A 17,358-nucleotide genomic window follows, 5' to 3' on the forward strand; every position below is an offset into this window, starting at 1 on the left:
CGGAACAAAGGGGGCAACAGTAGACTTGATTCCCCCCTTTTTTTATCTTAATTTAAAAGTATCTATCCAATTCTTCTTTTAATATTATTCTGGTCTTGTCCAAATCTAATTGTGAATTATCAAGCCAAATTTTCTTCACATCAAGAGTGTCATAGATTCTTTTTCCAAATAACTTCATCTCTTTTAACACTTCAATAGTTCCATCTACCCCATGATAATTTCGGCTTTTCCCGTAACCCTGTTCCGTGTAATATTCGATAAATCCTTCTGACCATGCTTTTGGCCGTTCAGCTAGTGCCCTTTCAAATGATTTGTTAATGCTTTTTTGATACACATATATCAGTATCGGATGTAATCTTTTTATACTCTCGCCTAACCCTAAAATATAGTCTGAAACTTCTTCAAACGACCTATTATATTTAACAAAGCCAATGGTCATTGGATTCTGCATAAAACAACACTCAAATACATAAGTTGAATGTTCATGATGTGCTTTTTCTCCGAAACCCTTCCACCTTTCTGTTATGAGTTCCACATTTTTTTCAAATGAAAGCTCATAAATATCATGTGTGAAAATATCATCAAATAGCTGATCAGGTATTTGTTTACCGTATTTTTCACTCATTTTTGCATAAGGAATGAAATACCCATTTTCTTGAATCATCACGTTATTTTGTAACATATGTTGATAATCGCTGTATTCCTTCAAAAGTTTTTCAAAGTCATTTTTATCATAAAAAGCCACACCATCATAATCAGCTGGATGATCTAAATTGCCTTCTAAAAAAAGTCGTGCACCCAACCTTTGTTTTTTCAAAAGATCATGTACAAGTCTCGCAATAGTCGTTTTACCTGATCCAGGTAAACCTTCAATTAATATTAACTTTGTATTCATTTAGACTCCTTTTTTACAATGTATTTAATAAGCTATTTCTGATAGTTTGAGTTTGGGGTAATTAGCCAATCTATCTTTAATTAAGGAAGCTACTTCACCTGTTCTCCTCCTATTCATTAAGGAACTCTAAAATAAACTCATATTTTTAATTACAATTATTTCAAATTTATGAATCTAACTCAATGATTTATTTCATAAAAAAGGAAGCATATCTTTTTACAGATATGCCTCCTTTAGCTGAACAGGAGAAACTTAATCAAGGGTTCAACACTTTTCACTATAAAATTACCTGGGTCCCAGTCTAATGAAATTAGATATAATGGTAGGTGAACTTGATGAGGATATAAGTTTAGATACCATTACTCTTAAAATTGATGCTTCAGGTATCGGTAATGTTAAACTAAGTGAAGAATTTGTGGTTGTATTAATAGAGTATAAAAAAGTACGAAGAGGCTAACTAACTGGTGACTTCTTCATAGAGGGGGCGATAACTTAATTATCACCCCTTATCTGGAACAGACTGAACAAAGTTAAATAGTTATTATCTGTTGCCTAATACTCGGCTACCACAGGCAAGGTTCTACCAGCATACCGCGAATTATTCAGCAGCAGCGTAGTGCAGCAGCACGTTGCCAGATGCAAAGCTCTTGGCTTGGAGGAATGTAAGCCCGTTTTGATTAACCTCTTTGAAAAGTGGCTTTCCTCCACTAGCGATGACTGGTGTCAGAATGAACACATACTCGTCTATTAGCCCGGCCTTAGTAAGTTGCTGAACGACTGTGCCGCTACCCATGATAAGAATGTCAGATCCATCTTCTTCCTTCAGCTTCTTTACAACTTCAGTGATATCGCTACTATAAAATTCAGTGTTCTCCCAGTCGGACATCTTCATCGTTTCCGAGAAGACAATTTTTCTCATGTCGGTCAGCTCTTGTGCCAACGCCTTCATTTCTTTAGGGGCGTTTGGGTCGCGCAGAACGGGCGGCCATGAAGCCTCGAACAACTCAAAAGTAGCTTTGCCTGCTATGAGCGTATCTGCCTTCACCATCTCGTGAGTAGTTTTATCGACGTCGTTGTCTGGGACGAACCAGTCCATACCTCCAGTCATTTCGTTGAGACTGGCAAAATAACCATCAATAGAAACTCGGTTAATCATTTTGACTTTTCGCATCGTAATGCTCCTTCCTTTATGTTTTACATTCCCATTATAATTGGAAAGAGTGATATAAAATTGTACAAAGCCGTCATTTTTGCTATAAATACGATGACCCGGCCTCATCGCTATGGAATTCACTCACCTTATTCGTAATGCTTTTCGGCGTAACCCAGGAAAACGCTTTGATGTCGCGGATAAAATGCGATTGATCGTAAAAGTTAAGCGCGTAAGCGATATCCGAAAATCGTTCGTACTGCCCCGTATTCATCATCCTCAGTGCCTCATTCACTCGCTTTACTCGAATGTACAACTGGGGTGGCATGCCGACGACTCGGGCAAAACGCTTCTGGAATTGACGCTCCGAAATATGAAATGCCGACAATAAATCTTTCACTGTAACAGTTGAAATGTGCAAACGAATAAAACCCAGCGCCTGCTCGATGAGTTCATCTCTTTTATTCGTTTTCTCCAGCTTTGTGATAAGGAATTCGCCGAGCATAGTAATTCGCTCGGCATTTGTTTTGGTGGCTAAAAGCTGCTTCTCAAGCTCTTTTGCGCCAAATTGGTCGGGCATCAGAAAACCTTGGTTGAGCGAGGATGCATCCATACCAAACAGCGTATAGAGCGCGTGAGACTTGAAGACCACTTGTATTGTCGTGTACGGCTTGTTTCTAAAGTGCATGACACTCGGTTCGGAACCTTGTCCATGTAGAAACAATATTGGAATATTCGAGATTTGTGCCGAGCGGGTCGCAATACTTTCTATAGCAGCTGAAGCATCAGTAGAAAGCTGGAACACAATACCAGGAAGGCCATTCGGACATACCTTAACATCCAGTGCTTCACTACCCGTATGCGAGGCAATCCGAAGGCACTCGATGTCGCTTCTCAATACCTTTGGTGGCGGCAAGACTGTAAAGTTTATTGTTCTCATAACCCGCCAATACCTCCGGCTAAGAGTAGTTGCTGATTCCTATGGGACACTGGTTGATACATGTTACTTACCTCCACAGATGCAAGTTATTATAGGCTTTACTCATAATATCCTTGCATATGAATTCGACGAAACATCGGATAAACCCTTTTGCTACTTGGGCTTTTGATTATTCAGCAAGCCCCTGTAGCATGTCGTTGATTTAAATCAAAATTTAAATTCAGCAATCGCCACAGTTTTCTTGAGTACCCACTCGCTTATTTAATTAGTTAATTAGTAAATGAAAAAAGTATATATAAAAGCACAAAAAAGAAAATAATTAATAATAAAACAATGATACCCTACATGCGATCCTTGCTCTCGTTCCAGAATTGATGTACCTGTTTAGAAAGAACCCTAATATGTTGATCAGGTCCAAGAAACTGCTCCTTGCCATCTACAGTGACAGCGCATCTTCCCTTCCTTAACCGTAAATGATTCCGTTAGATTTCGATGCCAATGAGGGCCGCTCATAGCACCTCGTTTCATTGCCAAATGTTCAACAATTAGGTACTCCCTGTTTATCTGTGCCTTGATCCAAAGGTGTAATTGTTGTGCCATCCGGATGAACGAGTACCTCTTCCATTGATTGAATCACCCTATTCAGTTTCCACTATATTTCATAATTGAAATTAATTGCCATTTATATTGGTTGTTAAAACAAACTAAAACATACTATCACAATAAAAAATCGAGTATAAAACCTATTCGATTTTACACTCGATATCTATGCTATTTCTACTTTTGCTCTACGTTATCTGAACGAATTAAAACAAGACATCTCAACTTATTGTTACACTTCTCTTCTCATCGCTTTTAAAACATCGACTTTAGTTGCTCTGCTCGCTGGGCGTAGACCAGAGAGAATTGTTACACCAAGACAAATTCCAACACAAATCAGTGGAAGGACTACTGGAATGTAGGAGAAAACAAAGTCCTCTGGAGGTTGTTCACCAAAGGCGCTTCCAAAAATGATCGGAAGCAAAAGGTTTACACCGTAACTGATTCCATACGCTACAATTGTCCCGAACAAAGCACCTAGAATTCCAATATAACTGCTCTCTAATAGAAAGATCCTTTTGATCGTCGCTGGATTTGCACCGATCGCTTTCATGATACCAATATCCGGAGCACGTTCTGTAACTGCCATGGTCATCGTGTTATAAATTCCAATCGATGCAATGAGGATCGCGATCGTACCAATAAATATCAGTCCGCTTTTTGCAATTAAAAATAGGAGATTTATTTGTTTCATCTCGCTAGCTACTGAGTAGGCGGCATAGTCTTTTTTCTTAATCGTTTCAACAATTCCTTCGACATTTTCAACGTTATCGGCAAATATTTTCACCTGACTGTATACCCTTTCATCTGGCGGTTGAACATCTGGGGATTTACTTCCCTGCATATCTGGAGGAATCAGAATTCCGTTTCGAGTATCCGTAAAAGCCTCAATCTCTGATAAAGTTTTCTCTGAGATCAATACATTTTGATTCTTTACCCATTCCTTCGTTGGCTTCTTTCCAATCCCGACGATGGTCAGTTCAAACTGTTTTGCCTTCTCTTCACTCCCTTCATACTTTTTCACTTCGAGTTCAATCGTTTTATTTAAAACATTTTCTTTATACGTAAACTTCTCTTTAACGTTGCCTTTTTCATCGACCGGAGGCTTACCTTCACCATTCCATTTTGCTAGACTGCTGGCAAAGTTGTAACCGACAACTATTTCATTACCAGATTTCGGAAGTCGTCCTTTAGACAGTTCAAAGCCCGATTTTATTTCTGAAGGAAAATCAACTGCAATCGGACTACCGCTGCTCATATATTCTCCAATATGGTAAGTCGTAGTTTGTCCTACCCTTTGTCTCCGAGTTACCGCTTTAACATGGTCTACCGTTTTCAAGTAATTGATATCGTCTATGGTAATACCATCAACTTTTTCATCAATATTCTTACCGAACACTTGTATTTCAGTAAGTAAACGCCCTTGGGTAACATCGGTAACAACCGATTTCTGGATACCAAATGCAACTGAGGCAAGTACAATCAGGAAGGCACAGCCCATAGCCGTTGCAAGAATCGTCATAAACACACGTGACTTATTTTTCTTCATATTTTTTCGTACGAATTGAAACTGATCCTTAAACCTCATGATGCAAAGCCCCCTCATTCATTGCTCCATCTGCTAATTCGATAACTCGATCTCCAATTCGGGCAACCTTTTCATCATGAGTGATAATTAGAAAAGTGATATCAAGATCGCGATTAAGCTGTTGGATAAAATCCAGTAATTCATTTTCTGTTTCACTATCCAGACTACCAGTAGGTTCATCAGCTAATATGATCGGAGGGTTTAAGATCAATGCCCTTGCGATACTGACTCGTTGCTGTTGCCCTCCGGATAATTCACTCGGATAATGATCCATGAAATCCTGTATACCTACTTTAAGGAGAATTTGTTCTGTCTTCCTTTTCCGTTCCGCTTCCTTCTCACCTTTAAGGGTAAGTGCAAGTTCGACATTCTCAAAGGCAGTCATACTTGGAATCAACTGAAAGCTTTGAAAGATGAACCCTAAATGGTTCATGCGAAAATTTGCCCATTCGCTTTCGTTCAGATCACTGACTTTCTCAGAATCAATAAAAATTTCACCGCTTGTCGGTTTCAAATAACCACTGATCAAGTTAAGTAGCGTTGATTTTCCAGAACCACTTCTTCCGACAATGGTCACGATTTCTCCTTTCTGTACCGTTAAACTAATATCATGTAGTACAGGGACTATGGTCTCTTTTCCCTTTTTTCCTATAGCGAACTGATGACTCAGCTTTTTTACTTCTATCATTATTTACCCCCATTATTCCTTTGTCCTTTTACATTAGTAAGACGTACAATTTCGGAATAAGGTTCGGAACTTTTTAATTGGGTGTTATTTTCCAATTAATAAGGAGCTGTCCAACAAGGTGGCTGACTTTGTTTGTCCTGGATAATTTTGTGACGAAGTTCAATATTTATGAGTGAAGAAATCAGTTTTATGTACCTGAATATTGGATTTTTTATAGGGGAAATTCAGATTTTGAAGATTTGGGGCCATTGAGTGGACAGAATCTGAATCCATGGCATGATTGGAATTGATATATCTGAGGAATCTTGATTATCCCTGTGGAAATTGAGAAATTACCGCGAAATTGGGGATTTTACTGCAAAATCGAGAAATTCACTGCCAGACAGGAATTTTACTGCGGAATGAAGTAAGAGGGCTGACCCCATTGTGGATCAGCCCTCTTACATTGTAATATTAAGTTGAGCTACTGGACTGTTGGAAATCCGAAGCCTGAAGCAATATCATCTCCGCTTGTTGCGTAAAGTCCGCCACTGATGTCATTCGCTGTTGCACGGTTTTGAAGTTCAGTACGTAAAGCGTCATTTGACATAGTAGGATTCGCTGCCCAGATTTTAGCAGCTAAGCCGGAAATATGAGGTGTTGCCATTGATGTACCGCTGATTGTATTATATGCGCCATCCTTCCAAGTCGATTCAATTGCACGACCCGGTGCTGATACCTCTACATCACCTTCACCAATGACGAAATCTCCATCTGTATTCGGATTTCCTCTAGAAGAGAAGTCTGCAACTCGATAGTTTCCATTTTCTTGTACATTTTCAAGTGCTGCTACTGCAACCGCATCTGCTAGACCACCAGGGTATCCAATTGTGTTTGGATCCGGTCCGTCATTACCCGCAGCCGCTACAACAAGAGCTCCATTGTCCATTGCATACGTCACAGCATCCGCAATTAAGCTATCTTTTGAGCTAGATCCTAAGGACATGGAAATAACAACATGTACACCTAAACTGTTACCTTCATCAGCCGCATGCATGATTGCATTTGCAATGTCATCTGAATAACCAAAGCCGCTGTTACCAAGTACTTTGTAAGCCCATAGCTTTGCTTCAGGTGCAACACCATAAACACCTTGTCCGTCAGCTCCACCATTCGCTAGTACTGTTCCGGAAACATGAGTACCATGTCCATTTTTGTCACTGCATTGTCCGTTTAAAATCGGAGAGCGATTGGAACTGAAGTCCTTACATTGTTCCACATTTCCAGCTAGGTCAACATGCTCAGTGTATGTTCCCGTATCAAGTACGGCAACTCGTACACCGCTTCCTCCACTTGTTGCCTGTAAAGAGGAATCATTGTACATCGCTTCCATTCCCCAAGGTGTTTGATCGGAAGGAACCGCGCTTCGAGAAGCGGATTGGCTAACACGATCCAGGTATACTTTATTAACCAAAGAGACGTCCAAGTTTTTATTTTTCTGAAGAGCTTCAAACTGCTGCTCGGTAACATTCGTCGTAAATCCTTTATTGTCGAAATTCCATCTTACTCCATATTTGGACATCGCCTCGTTTTTAGCATGTGGATTCGTTGAGGAAATCAGTACACGTAGTTTTTCCGAAGTTTGATCCTTTTCAACATTTGCTGCAAATGCTCCTGATGCAAAGATAGAAACCATTAATACAACCGTTAAAACCAAAGAAAATAATCTTTTCATTTTCTTCTCTCCCCGTTATTTATTTAAATATTTGGATTACTGAGAAGTTGATTCAAGGATGGTTTCATGAGGCAAAACACCTAGAGGTCAATGGATACTAAGAGGTTAAAAACTTTAAAGACAAACTTTTGTCCGAAAATTCTTTTCTTTGATTCGACACCTCCCCCTACCACTTTTCAGAATTTTCAATATTAAGGATACCATATATGTAAGAAGGCTTGTATTGGGAAAATAGCTTATAAATACCTATTGAAAACAATGCTTTTCTAGGCTGATTTTCCCAACATTAAAAAGCCCATCTTGTTGATGAGCTCCTATAGCAATTTCAACTTTATGATTTTTCTGATTGTTATCCTGAAATATAACGATGATAGAGTGCACGCGCCTCTTTTTCATCCTTTGTACCATGAATAAGAACTCGACCGTCCTGAAAAATGACAAAACGTTTTTGCTCCAATTCAACCTCGATTAAGTAATCGTTACTTGAAAGGTTCCTTGTCACCTTTCCAAGCTTTTGCTTTAGTGATGAAAGATCTTGTAGTTGTCCTTGTGACGGACGAATTTGCACTGTATCCCTACCACACAAAACCGTTGATTTAGAAGCTGAATCTGCATTTAAAAATGGATAAAGACGATCCTTACCGCATGAAGTACAATTCGGACTCTTGTGAGATGCCACACGAAGATTCATGTGTTGGTTGTTCCAAAGATCAAAATAGACTGCCGTGTTTCGAAGCGAATCCCAATCCTCTACTAATATTTTCAATGATTCGGTCATTTGATAGGAGGTAACCATTTGAACGGTCGGGGAGATAATTCCTGCTGTGTCACACGTCTCTCCTCCAGAAGGGATTTTGCCTAGTAAACAAGCTAAGCAAGGAGTTTGCCCTGGGATAATCGTAAAAGTCAGCCCATAACTCCCTGTACATGCACCATAAATCCATGGAATATCCCATTTTTGTGAAGCATCATTTATGAGCATCCGTGTCTCGAAGTTATCGGTGGCATCCAGGATAAGGTCAACTCCAATAATTTGGTTGTCGATGGTTAGTGGGGTCGTCTCTTCTACTCGAGCATCAATGACAACTTCACCGTTTATTTCTGTTAACCGTTTTTTCGCAGCAACCGCTTTAGGCATCTTCTGCTCAGCATCATGTTCGGTATAGAGCTGCTGCCGCTGGAGGTTGCTCCATTCAACATAATCACGGTCGATTATGGTCAGCTTGCCAACTCCTGCTCTTACAAGCATCTCAGCATTACTGGTACCTAACGCTCCAGCTCCAATTAGTAATACATGCTTCTTGCCAATCTTTTCCTGACCTGTTTGACCGATAGATTGGAATAAAATCTGTCTGGAATATCGTTCATTCAAGAAACTCATCTGCCTTTATTAAGGTTTATAATCCTTCGCCGTATCATTTCATCTCACGTTTATAGTAGCACAAAAACGCATAAAACTTTTAACATTACAAACAATATGGTGAGAAATTAATGAAGGAGTGGAAACGAATGGATGCTGGAAGAGCAAAACAAATCCTCGAATCGCCGAAAGAAATAATGGTTCATTATCAAGGCAATCCGATTTGGATCCAACAAGTCGATGAAGCTGGACATACGGCACGAGTTTATTTGAAAAATGAACCCGAAAACGAAATGACGGTAAATGTGACACAATTAAATGAACTGTAAATGGATATAAAAAAATAAATACCCTTAATCTGTTAGATGAGGCGGATTCCGACAAAACATTAAATTGTTCTGTTGAATCCACCTCTTTTTTGCTAGTGAAAAAGACCCCCTCATTGTTAATCCTATCTTCTAACTAGGTTTTTAATTCAACCGATAAAAGCAGTGATACATTAATTAAAACCCTTATTTTCCTAATGTATTCTTTTTTGTTTTGTTAAGCAAAGAACAAAATTTCTCCATAAAAATAGGTCCTATGAACCATTTAACTCGCTAATCCGACATAAATGGTTGTAATTACCTATTGTATAAATTTTCGGAATATTTTTATACTTTTGGTATCCAAATAAAAAGGGGTGACCAAATGAAATACAGTTTTATGCAAAACAACGCGAGGAAAAAATTCAGGAAAAAGGGGGTTACGTTTGGTTTAGCACTTTCACTTGTATTTAGCGGTTCTTTACTTCCACAGGACGGTAATGCCGCAACAGTAAAGAATGACAAGATTGATAAGAAACAAAAACAACTCGAAATTCTACATGGGTATGACAAAAATAGTTCTAAGAAAGAGCTGAAGGTTTCTTGGGATCAACAACGGGGAATTCCAGACTTTGTCTCTGGGGTTTTATCAGACAAAGTGGTCAATTCTAAAGCTGAGGTCCTTCAATACTTGGAGAACCATAAACAACTTTTTGATTTGCAAGCTGGTGATTTTCAAGTAGTAGATGTCCAAAAGGATGAGCTAGGGATGACTCATTATAAAACTCAGCTCACAGTAGATGACATACCTGTTTATGGAGCAGAACTTTCGTTACATACGAACACGGACGGAAAAGTTGTTGCCATCAATGGACAAGTAGAGCCAAAACTAGATCATGTTAAGTGGAATAAGAGAGTAAAAGTTTCAAAGGAAGATGCAGTTAAAAATGCAGAAAAGGTTCTAGATTTTATTCCGACTGAGGAAAGTTATACTGCTGAACCGACAGCTGTTCTATATCTCTATAAAGACAAAAGCCATTGGCTTCCGGTCTATTTAGTCGAATTACAATATATTAACCCGATTGCTGGGCGAGAGTTCGTATTTGTCAGCGCTGTCAATGGAAAAGTAGTTAATCATTATAATGCACTACAGCACAGTGCTGAGACTGGTTCTGGTGTTGGTGTGAACGGTGATACGAAGACATTAAATACATGGTTGGAAAATGGTACGTATTATCTCTATGATACTACGAAACCAATGAATGGAATTATTCGCACGTACACAGCAAACAATGGTACATCACTTCCAGGTAGCGATGTAACAGATTCAGATAATTATTTTACTGATGGTGCTGCTGTTGATGCTCATTATAATGCTGGTGTGACCTATGATTATTTCTATAACACACATAATCGTAACAGCTATGATGGTAATGGATCTGACATCGTTTCCACAGTCCATTATGAAAATAATTACAACAATGCTTTCTGGAATGGTTCACAAATGGTATATGGTGATGGGGACGGAAGCACATTCGATCCATTATCTGGTTCATTAGATGTTGTGGCTCATGAATTGACACATGCTGTGACCGATACATCTGCAAATCTAGTTTATCAGGATCAGTCAGGAGCATTGAATGAATCGATGTCTGATGTTTTCGCTGTAATCGTAGAGGCCGGCGCTGGTGATTTTGACTGGTTATTAGGAGAAGATGTGTATACACCAGGTACATCAGGGGATGCGTTACGAAGCATTTCAAACCCTCCTGCATATAATCAGCCTGATCACATGGATGACTATTATTACACATCTGAAGATAACGGTGGTGTCCATACAAACAGCGGGATTCCAAACAAGGCGTTTTACTACATCGGAAGTGACATCGGTTTAGACAAGTCGGGGGATATTTACTATCGGGCCCTTACGACTTACTTAACTTCTCAATCTGATTTTAACGATGCTAGAAGTGCGTTACTGCAATCAGCTGCTGATTTGTATGGGTCAAGCAGTGTAGAATATCAAGCTGTTGCCGATGGATATTCAGCAGTCGGGATTGGTGGTTCAAGTTCTAGTGACACGTATGAACCAAATGACTCAATAAGTGCAGCCTATGGTCCACTAACTAGCGGTACAAACTATAACTCCTTTATTTGGTCGTCATCTGATGTTGACTATTATAAGTTCAATACATCAAGTACAGGAAACATTTCTGTAAGCCTTTCAAATCTACCTGGCGACTATGACGTATACCTGTACAACAGTAACGGTAGTTTAGTCGCTCAATCGGAAAATGCAGGTACGTCAAGTGAATCAATCTCTTATTCAGCATCAAGCACAGAAACTTATTATGTAAAAGCTGTTGGATATAACGGTGCATCAAGCACAACCACTGCTTATGCATTGAACGTAACGTATCCATCCGATTCATCAAGTACTGCACAGTGGTATTATGAAACGGCTACAGCCGATACACCACATCCTTACCCGAATGATTACAATAGCGGTCATACGTATTCGAAGCCTGGAGCACAAAAGGTTGCCATCCACTTCTCTCAATTTGAAACAGAAGCTGGATACGACTTCGTATATGTAAAAGATAAAAACGGAAACGTCATTTCACAGCATGATGGAACCAAATCATCATTCTGGGTCACTGTTGATGGAGACGAAATCACTGTAAATCTTGTATCAGATTACATGATCACTGCATATGGCTACCATATCGATCAAGTGGCTTATTATAATGACCAGCCGCTACTGAAAGGCGAGAACTCAATTGTAGCCGAGGAAAACGATCCTGAAACAAGCTTCAAAGCACCAATCGAATAGCATTAAAAAAGCGGTGGCTTTTGCCATCGCTTTTTTTGTGATTATAAAAAGGGATATATAGAAGATGCTTGTGTATTTCGGTAATCCCCACTTACATATTAAGTAAGATTGTTTCGATTCGCATAGATTGCAGCCTGGGTCCGATCCGTCACGTTCAGTTTACTTAATATATTACTGACGTGCGTTTTTACTGTCTTAATTCCAATAAAAAGTGTGTCGCCGATTTCCTGGTTCGTCTTACCTTCACCGATCAATATAAGCACTTCTCGCTCCCTTGGTGTTAAATCATCGTGCGGTAAACGTTGGCTTCCCCTGAACCGATTCATCATCTTTTGTGCAACCTTGGATTCTATAACAGATTCCCCTGTATATGCTTTTTTGATTGTTGACGTAATTTCTTCAGCTGATGCCGTTTTGAGCACATAGCTGAATGCGCCAGCTTCAATCGCAGGAAACACCTGTTCATCATCGTAAAAGCTCGTTAGAATAATGATTTTGCAATTGGGATGAAACTTTATTATTTCCCTCGTCGCTTCAATTCCATTCCCGTCCTCCATAATTAAGTCCATCAAGATTACGTCAGGTTTAAGTTCTCTAACCCTTTGTACCGCGTCATTACCACTGGATGCTTCCCCGATAATTTCGAATGCCGGCTCAGTAATCAGGTACGAGCTTAGACCACGACGAACCATATCGTGATCATCAACAAGAAATAGTTTAATTGTTTCCATTAACCTCATCCCCCATCTGAATCGGGACGCGAACATCAATTGTCGTCCCATGATCTTTTGCTGATTTTATAGAAAAAGTGCCGCCAATTTCATCACATCGCTCTTGCATTGTTTTTAATCCGTAAGACGTCTTTCTCGTTTGATTTGGATCAAATCCAATTCCATTATCTCGAATATGTAAAAGGATATGCCGCTCGGTTCGCTGCAAATTGATTGTCAGTTTACTTGCTCGGGAGTGGCGCAATGCATTTGCAAGACTCTCTTGAACCAAACGAAATAAATGATCTTCAATCCCACGGGTAAGCTCAGGTGTATCCATTATTTCAGATTCGATTTCGATTCCGGATTTCTTCCTTAGTTCAGCTACGAGACCTTTAATCCCTTCACTCAATGATTCTCCCGATAACTCTACAGGACGAAGATGCAAAAGAAGAGCCCTCATCTCGCCCTGTGCTTTATTTGCTAGTTCAACCACTTGCTCAAGCTGATCTTTTGCAGCATCGGGTTTAGAGTCGAAAAGCTTAAAAGCAGCAGATGACATCATATTTAACGCGAATAGTTGTTGACTGACCGCATCATGTAAGTCACGTGCTAACCGTTGACGTTCTTCAATCGTTGCAGCCGTATGAGCCTTCTCTGCCAAATTCGCCTTTTCGTTCGCCAGTTTTTGTAAGGATTGTACTTGCTTCTCGATTTTTTCTGAGAGCTCGTTAATTTCATGAGAAATCGTACCAATTTCGTCTAGCTCTAAGACCTCAATTCGGTATTCATAGTTCCCGCGGGACAACTTCGCAACACCGACGAGTATTTCATTTAAACGATCAATAAGGTCCTGACTCCTTTTAAAACTAAAATACATTCCTAAAACGAGTGATAGAAGGAACACTGCAATACACACAACTACACTGACATAGATGCGATTTGCATCTGGGTTGAAGTAGTAGAAAATCTGGAATAAGAAAAAGACAAGTACTGTTGTGTACACGGACGTAAGCAGGTGCGTTCGATAGATTGTAGCACGCACACCACTTTGTTTATTATTCATTTCCAACACCCCTAAACCCTATTGATACGCAAATCTAATACTTTAAAACTAAAATCAAATGTTATTTTACGAGTTGCTGATTCATAGCCTTCTGACTTATAGGTTGAATTTTTCATCATACCGTCCTTTTTATAGTTGCCGATCTTGATACTTCCTACCTTTGTATTCGAAGTAACCGCAAACTCAACATCCTCAGGTATGAATATCTTAATGTCCCCAACCCAGCCTGAGAGATTGATCGGCGTGTCCTTATCCGGTATAAATGCCTTCGTGAAATCAAAGTCATAGTCCGCAACACCATTCCACTCTTCAATAGGTTCTACTTGCCAGTTATCGTCTTTCATCGATACATCAGTAACTAAATTCCCAACATTCGAACGCTTACCTTTCGCTTTCCCCCATTTTTCATGTTTGAAATGGATCGACCCACGTCCCCAAAGCATTTTCAACCCAATGTAAACGATGAGGATCGGCCATAGCTTCCAAATGTCTTGAATATCAAAGTCAATGTAACCGAATCGATCTACTATGAGCAAAGATCCCAAAGCTGTTAAGATTAAGCCCCAAAACCAGGAACCGCGTCTTGATTTGCTGAAAATCGACTCAATAAGCAACTTTAGTCCTAATATCGCGATGACAAAAGGGAACAAAAAATAGATTGCTTCATTTATTTCCACGGAAATAATACCTAAATTGACAAGAAGTAACATAATTCCTACTAGGACGAAAATCACTGCAAATACAAACTGCCCACCGGATCGAATTTTCATCGAGAACCACCTCACACCATTTATATTAATTATTTTCTGAGATTGAAAGGTCTGCTTATACCATTTAGACAAAACCTGACAAATCCCTCTTTTCCACACTTTAAAAACCGTTCTTGTAAAGTAAGGATACCGTGTAACGAAAAAGAATTTAACAATCCGAAGAATGTTTTCGTCTCCGACCTAAGACGGAAATACAAAAATAGGATAGCCCAGTTAAAGGGCTATCCCTTATGCTTGTTATAGTTTGATTGTGTCTTGTTGGATTTCGCATTTCCTTATTCATAATTCAATCATATTTTTCCCACAGGATTAACCGTTCAGCCACATACCCCATAAGACGATTGATACAAGCATCAGCCCAGTCCACGCCCAAAACCATATTTTAGCGATGATATGTCGATCCGAATTAAGATATAAAAAGATGGCAGGCAAGCAAATCCAAGTAAGCAATAGAACTACACTTAATCCAAATTGTATAATCGAGGCAAAACTAAAATGGTCAAACGCCGCATACCATAAATAGACGGGTACGAAGATGATGAATGGTGTGAAAACACTCCAAACCCATCCCCGAATCCGGTATATTTCAAAGAAAACTCGGTACTCATTGAAAAAAGTTGAAAGGCTTCTTTGTGCATAATTGATAGTTCGCTGGTAGGAGAGCTCCATCCTTTTCCTCCTCTGTTTTATGTAATTATATGAGGCTATTTTAAACAAAATGAGATGTTCTGAGTGTCTTTTCCTATATTATTTTCAAGAAAAGGGTATACTTAAAGTAAATACATTAAAAAATGAAGGTGGAATAGACATGGCGTTTTTTTCTAAAAACCAACAAGAGCCCATTCCTGAAGTAGAAACTAAAGTATGGAGTTGCTCGAATCCTGATTGTTCTGGTTGGATGAGGGACGGGCTCACGTTTGATTCAAGTCCATCTTGTCCACTCTGTAGCTCCCCTATGGAGAGTGAAGTCCGTATTTTACCTGAGCTACAATAGGTTTAAAGCATTTATAATATATTTGAGGGTAATCTTATTGGGTTACCCTTTTTTGTATGCTTTCAGTAATAATATTTAGATAAATCTTTATAGTATGTATACTTTTTTAAATTGCGGTAAGAATGGTAGATACATAATGTTTTGATACCCAGAAAATATAGGGAGGTAAACACATGAACAAACGTGATCTTATCCAACAAGTCGCTGAAAGCACTGGCTTATCTAAGAAACATTCTACAACCGCAGTGAACGCGGTAATTGACGCAATTACCCAAAAACTGACTGACGGAGAAAATGTACAGTTAATCGGTTTTGGTAGTTTTGAAGTCCGTCAGCGTCAGGCACGAAAAGGCAGAAACCCACAAACTGGGGAAGTCATTCAGATTTCCGCAACGCGAACTCCTGCTTTCAAGCCTGGTAAACAGTTAAAAGAAGCCGTTCGTGCTTAAGGGGAAGGGGCTGATTTGGTTCAGCCCTTTTTTCATTTATTAAAAAGCATGTCAGCGCATTACACTACCACCAGATAGCTTAATGGATTCCCCAACGATATTCGGTGCCGCATCCGTCAACAAGAATGCGATTGTACTTGCAACTTCTTCTGGTTCTGTTAAATGTTCAGAGGGAATTTCCTCCTTTGCTTGTTTAAGCTGCTCTTCATATTCCAGGCCGTTTCGTTTCGCTCTTGCCTCAATTGCCTTTCGCGCCATTGCGGTATTTACATAACCTGGACAAACAGCATTTACATTTATACCATTTCGAATCGCTTCCAACGCAAATGACTGGGTAAAACCGATTAATGCAAATTTTGATCCTGCATATGCGGTATTCCCATACGTCCCACGTAAACCAGATAGAGATGAAACATTGACAATTTTGCCTTCCAGATTTCCTTTCATCCGTATATACACAGTTTTTGAAAGCATTACGGTTGCGGTATAATTCAATTCCATAATTAATTCAAGATCATCTTTGTTAATCTTTTCAACGACCTCTCCACCAGAAGCACCTGCACTATTGACGAGGCCATAAATGATACCTAGCTCTTTTTCAGCACAATCTACCAATTGTTCCTGTTCCTGTTCATTGGTTAAATCCGCTATGTGTATATAGACGTTCCCAGGTGGTGTAATCTCTAGCAACTCTTGTTTTATCAGATCCAACTTTTTCGTATCTCTTCCTGTCAGTGTTACTTTTGCCCCCATCTTAACTAGTGTTTTGGCGGTCTCACTTCCGATTCCCCCGCTTGCACCAGTGATAAGAATGTGACGACCTTCCAATGCATCAATCGCAAAGATACTCATCAATATACTCCTTTACTTAGATCGGACGTTTGTCTAATGTGATGAGGAAGAAGGGATGGCCTGTAAATTAGGCCACCCCCTGAATCATGATGACTTACATACGCTGGTGCTGGTGTACAGAATTTATTTACCCTCTGTTCGGTGGAAATAAACCAAATCAACCCAAACGAACCTTTGTTTAACACCTTTTTACTATCAATGGTTGAAATAATCCCTCAAATGATCGAATTATTGTTCTAAATGGTTGAATTAACTCGACAGCCCCCTATTTCCCATACAGTTTCATCGATTTAACAGAACTTCTTTCATCATCAAAGTGAATTTGTCAGTGTAACCTGTTCTTTTTCACACTTTAATCTGGGAAAAATCGCAAAAAAAGTAGTGCAAGCTAGATCAGCCTGCACTAAAAAGGTATGGGCGGTGTCAGAGTTTTAAGGGGATTGT

General features: G+C 39.4%; 17 protein-coding genes. 5 read left to right on the top strand and 12 right to left on the bottom strand.

All coding sequences use genetic code 11. The features are described 5' to 3' along the window. Window positions 1-52: 52 nt before the first annotated feature. Window positions 53-895: a P-loop NTPase family protein gene (locus MOJ78_RS16020; protein ID WP_304978332.1), complete on the bottom strand. Its 843-nt coding sequence runs from the start codon at window positions 893-895 to the stop codon at window positions 53-55. A 304-nt stretch (window positions 896-1,199) separates the two neighbouring features. Here MOJ78_RS16020 and MOJ78_RS16025 point away from each other — a divergent pair, with 304 nt between their 5' ends. Next, on the top strand, window positions 1,200-1,352 hold the full coding sequence (locus tag MOJ78_RS16025; protein WP_304978333.1) for a hypothetical protein: 153 nt from the start codon (window positions 1,200-1,202) through the stop codon (window positions 1,350-1,352). Between the two features lie 141 nt (window positions 1,353-1,493). Here MOJ78_RS16025 and MOJ78_RS16030 read toward each other — a convergent pair whose 3' ends face one another. The 6 genes from MOJ78_RS16030 to MOJ78_RS16055 all read right to left on the bottom strand — a co-directional run bounded on the left by MOJ78_RS16030 (window position 1,494) and on the right by MOJ78_RS16055 (window position 8,947). Beyond that, a complete protein-coding gene (locus tag MOJ78_RS16030) occupies window positions 1,494-2,066 on the bottom strand; it encodes a dihydrofolate reductase family protein (RefSeq protein WP_304978334.1) in 573 nt (190 codons plus the stop codon). A gap of 82 nt (window positions 2,067-2,148) precedes the next feature. Then, window positions 2,149-2,985: a helix-turn-helix domain-containing protein gene (locus MOJ78_RS16035; RefSeq protein WP_304978335.1), complete on the bottom strand. Its 837-nt coding sequence runs from the start codon at window positions 2,983-2,985 to the stop codon at window positions 2,149-2,151. Window positions 2,986-3,817: 832 nt separating this feature from the next. Beyond that, complete coding sequence (locus MOJ78_RS16040; RefSeq protein ID WP_304978336.1) at window positions 3,818-5,173, bottom strand: ABC transporter permease; 1,356 nt, start codon at window positions 5,171-5,173, stop codon at window positions 3,818-3,820. Continuing rightward, window positions 5,163-5,861, bottom strand: coding sequence for an ABC transporter ATP-binding protein (locus MOJ78_RS16045; protein WP_304978337.1), 699 nt, complete (start codon window positions 5,859-5,861; stop codon window positions 5,163-5,165). Before MOJ78_RS16045 ends, MOJ78_RS16040 begins: the two co-directional genes overlap by 11 nt. Window positions 5,862-6,324: 463 nt before the next feature. Then, entirely contained in the window at window positions 6,325-7,575 is a 1,251-nt protein-coding gene (locus MOJ78_RS16050; RefSeq protein ID WP_304978338.1) for a S8 family peptidase, read from the bottom strand. A gap of 349 nt (window positions 7,576-7,924) precedes the next feature. After that, window positions 7,925-8,947, bottom strand: coding sequence for a MoeB/ThiF family adenylyltransferase (locus tag MOJ78_RS16055; RefSeq protein WP_304978339.1), 1,023 nt, complete (start codon window positions 8,945-8,947; stop codon window positions 7,925-7,927). A gap of 137 nt (window positions 8,948-9,084) precedes the next feature. Between MOJ78_RS16055 and MOJ78_RS16060 the strand changes: the two genes are divergently transcribed. Beyond that, on the top strand, window positions 9,085-9,264 hold the full coding sequence (locus MOJ78_RS16060; protein ID WP_304978340.1) for an H-type small acid-soluble spore protein: 180 nt from the start codon (window positions 9,085-9,087) through the stop codon (window positions 9,262-9,264). Between the two features lie 361 nt (window positions 9,265-9,625). Continuing rightward, the gene (locus MOJ78_RS16065; protein ID WP_304978341.1) at window positions 9,626-12,073 is read left to right on the top strand and encodes a M4 family metallopeptidase; all 2,448 of its coding nucleotides are present in this window, start codon (window positions 9,626-9,628) and stop codon (window positions 12,071-12,073) included. A gap of 98 nt (window positions 12,074-12,171) precedes the next feature. On the opposite strand, the gene MOJ78_RS16070 is transcribed toward MOJ78_RS16065, so the two are convergent. The 4 genes from MOJ78_RS16070 to MOJ78_RS16085 all read right to left on the bottom strand — a co-directional run bounded on the left by MOJ78_RS16070 (window position 12,172) and on the right by MOJ78_RS16085 (window position 15,288). Beyond that, window positions 12,172-12,804, bottom strand: coding sequence for a response regulator transcription factor (locus MOJ78_RS16070; RefSeq protein WP_304978342.1), 633 nt, complete (start codon window positions 12,802-12,804; stop codon window positions 12,172-12,174). Continuing rightward, a complete protein-coding gene (locus tag MOJ78_RS16075) occupies window positions 12,791-13,849 on the bottom strand; it encodes a HAMP domain-containing sensor histidine kinase (RefSeq protein ID WP_304978343.1) in 1,059 nt (352 codons plus the stop codon). The genes MOJ78_RS16070 and MOJ78_RS16075 overlap by 14 nt, the downstream gene beginning before the upstream one ends. A gap of 11 nt (window positions 13,850-13,860) precedes the next feature. After that, entirely contained in the window at window positions 13,861-14,619 is a 759-nt protein-coding gene (gene liaF / locus MOJ78_RS16080) for a cell wall-active antibiotics response protein LiaF (protein WP_304978344.1), read from the bottom strand. Window positions 14,620-14,928: 309 nt separating this feature from the next. Continuing rightward, the gene (locus MOJ78_RS16085) at window positions 14,929-15,288 is read right to left on the bottom strand and encodes a hypothetical protein (RefSeq protein WP_304978345.1); all 360 of its coding nucleotides are present in this window, start codon (window positions 15,286-15,288) and stop codon (window positions 14,929-14,931) included. Window positions 15,289-15,427: 139 nt separating this feature from the next. Here MOJ78_RS16085 and MOJ78_RS16090 point away from each other — a divergent pair, with 139 nt between their 5' ends. After that, window positions 15,428-15,613, top strand: coding sequence for a cold-inducible protein YdjO-related protein (locus MOJ78_RS16090; RefSeq protein ID WP_304978346.1), 186 nt, complete (start codon window positions 15,428-15,430; stop codon window positions 15,611-15,613). A 173-nt stretch (window positions 15,614-15,786) separates the two neighbouring features. After that, a complete protein-coding gene (locus tag MOJ78_RS16095; RefSeq protein WP_304978347.1) occupies window positions 15,787-16,062 on the top strand; it encodes an HU family DNA-binding protein in 276 nt (91 codons plus the stop codon). 51 nt (window positions 16,063-16,113) lie between these two features. Here the strand turns inward: MOJ78_RS16095 and MOJ78_RS16100 are convergent, their stop codons facing one another. Then, window positions 16,114-16,914, bottom strand: a complete 801-nt coding sequence (locus MOJ78_RS16100) for an SDR family NAD(P)-dependent oxidoreductase (RefSeq protein WP_304978348.1) — start codon at window positions 16,912-16,914, stop codon at window positions 16,114-16,116. Between the last annotated feature and the right edge of the window lie 444 nt (window positions 16,915-17,358).

Source organism: Alkalihalobacillus sp. AL-G (assembly GCF_030643805.1).
Classification (GTDB): Bacteria; Bacillota; Bacilli; order Bacillales; family Fictibacillaceae; genus Pseudalkalibacillus.

What these genes read in the sequence shown, in the direction of transcription:
- MOJ78_RS16020 (WP_304978332.1), bottom strand. Translation starts at nt 895, where the DNA reads ATGAATACAAAGTTAATATTAATTGAAGGTTTACCTGGATCAGGTAAA.
- MOJ78_RS16025 (WP_304978333.1), top strand. Translation starts at nt 1,200, where the DNA reads ATGAAATTAGATATAATGGTAGGTGAACTTGATGAGGATATAAGTTTA.
- MOJ78_RS16030 (WP_304978334.1), bottom strand. Translation starts at nt 2,066, where the DNA reads ATGCGAAAAGTCAAAATGATTAACCGAGTTTCTATTGATGGTTATTTT.
- MOJ78_RS16035 (WP_304978335.1), bottom strand. Translation starts at nt 2,985, where the DNA reads ATGAGAACAATAAACTTTACAGTCTTGCCGCCACCAAAGGTATTGAGA.
- MOJ78_RS16040 (WP_304978336.1), bottom strand. Translation starts at nt 5,173, where the DNA reads ATGAGGTTTAAGGATCAGTTTCAATTCGTACGAAAAAATATGAAGAAA.
- MOJ78_RS16045 (WP_304978337.1), bottom strand. Translation starts at nt 5,861, where the DNA reads ATGATAGAAGTAAAAAAGCTGAGTCATCAGTTCGCTATAGGAAAAAAG.
- MOJ78_RS16050 (WP_304978338.1), bottom strand. Translation starts at nt 7,575, where the DNA reads ATGAAAAGATTATTTTCTTTGGTTTTAACGGTTGTATTAATGGTTTCT.
- MOJ78_RS16060 (WP_304978340.1), top strand. Translation starts at nt 9,085, where the DNA reads ATGGATGCTGGAAGAGCAAAACAAATCCTCGAATCGCCGAAAGAAATA.
- MOJ78_RS16065 (WP_304978341.1), top strand. Translation starts at nt 9,626, where the DNA reads ATGAAATACAGTTTTATGCAAAACAACGCGAGGAAAAAATTCAGGAAA.
- MOJ78_RS16070 (WP_304978342.1), bottom strand. Translation starts at nt 12,804, where the DNA reads ATGGAAACAATTAAACTATTTCTTGTTGATGATCACGATATGGTTCGT.
- MOJ78_RS16075 (WP_304978343.1), bottom strand. Translation starts at nt 13,849, where the DNA reads ATGAATAATAAACAAAGTGGTGTGCGTGCTACAATCTATCGAACGCAC.
- liaF (WP_304978344.1), bottom strand. Translation starts at nt 14,619, where the DNA reads ATGAAAATTCGATCCGGTGGGCAGTTTGTATTTGCAGTGATTTTCGTC.
- MOJ78_RS16085 (WP_304978345.1), bottom strand. Translation starts at nt 15,288, where the DNA reads ATGGAGCTCTCCTACCAGCGAACTATCAATTATGCACAAAGAAGCCTT.
- MOJ78_RS16090 (WP_304978346.1), top strand. Translation starts at nt 15,428, where the DNA reads ATGGCGTTTTTTTCTAAAAACCAACAAGAGCCCATTCCTGAAGTAGAA.
- MOJ78_RS16095 (WP_304978347.1), top strand. Translation starts at nt 15,787, where the DNA reads ATGAACAAACGTGATCTTATCCAACAAGTCGCTGAAAGCACTGGCTTA.
- MOJ78_RS16100 (WP_304978348.1), bottom strand. Translation starts at nt 16,914, where the DNA reads ATGAGTATCTTTGCGATTGATGCATTGGAAGGTCGTCACATTCTTATC.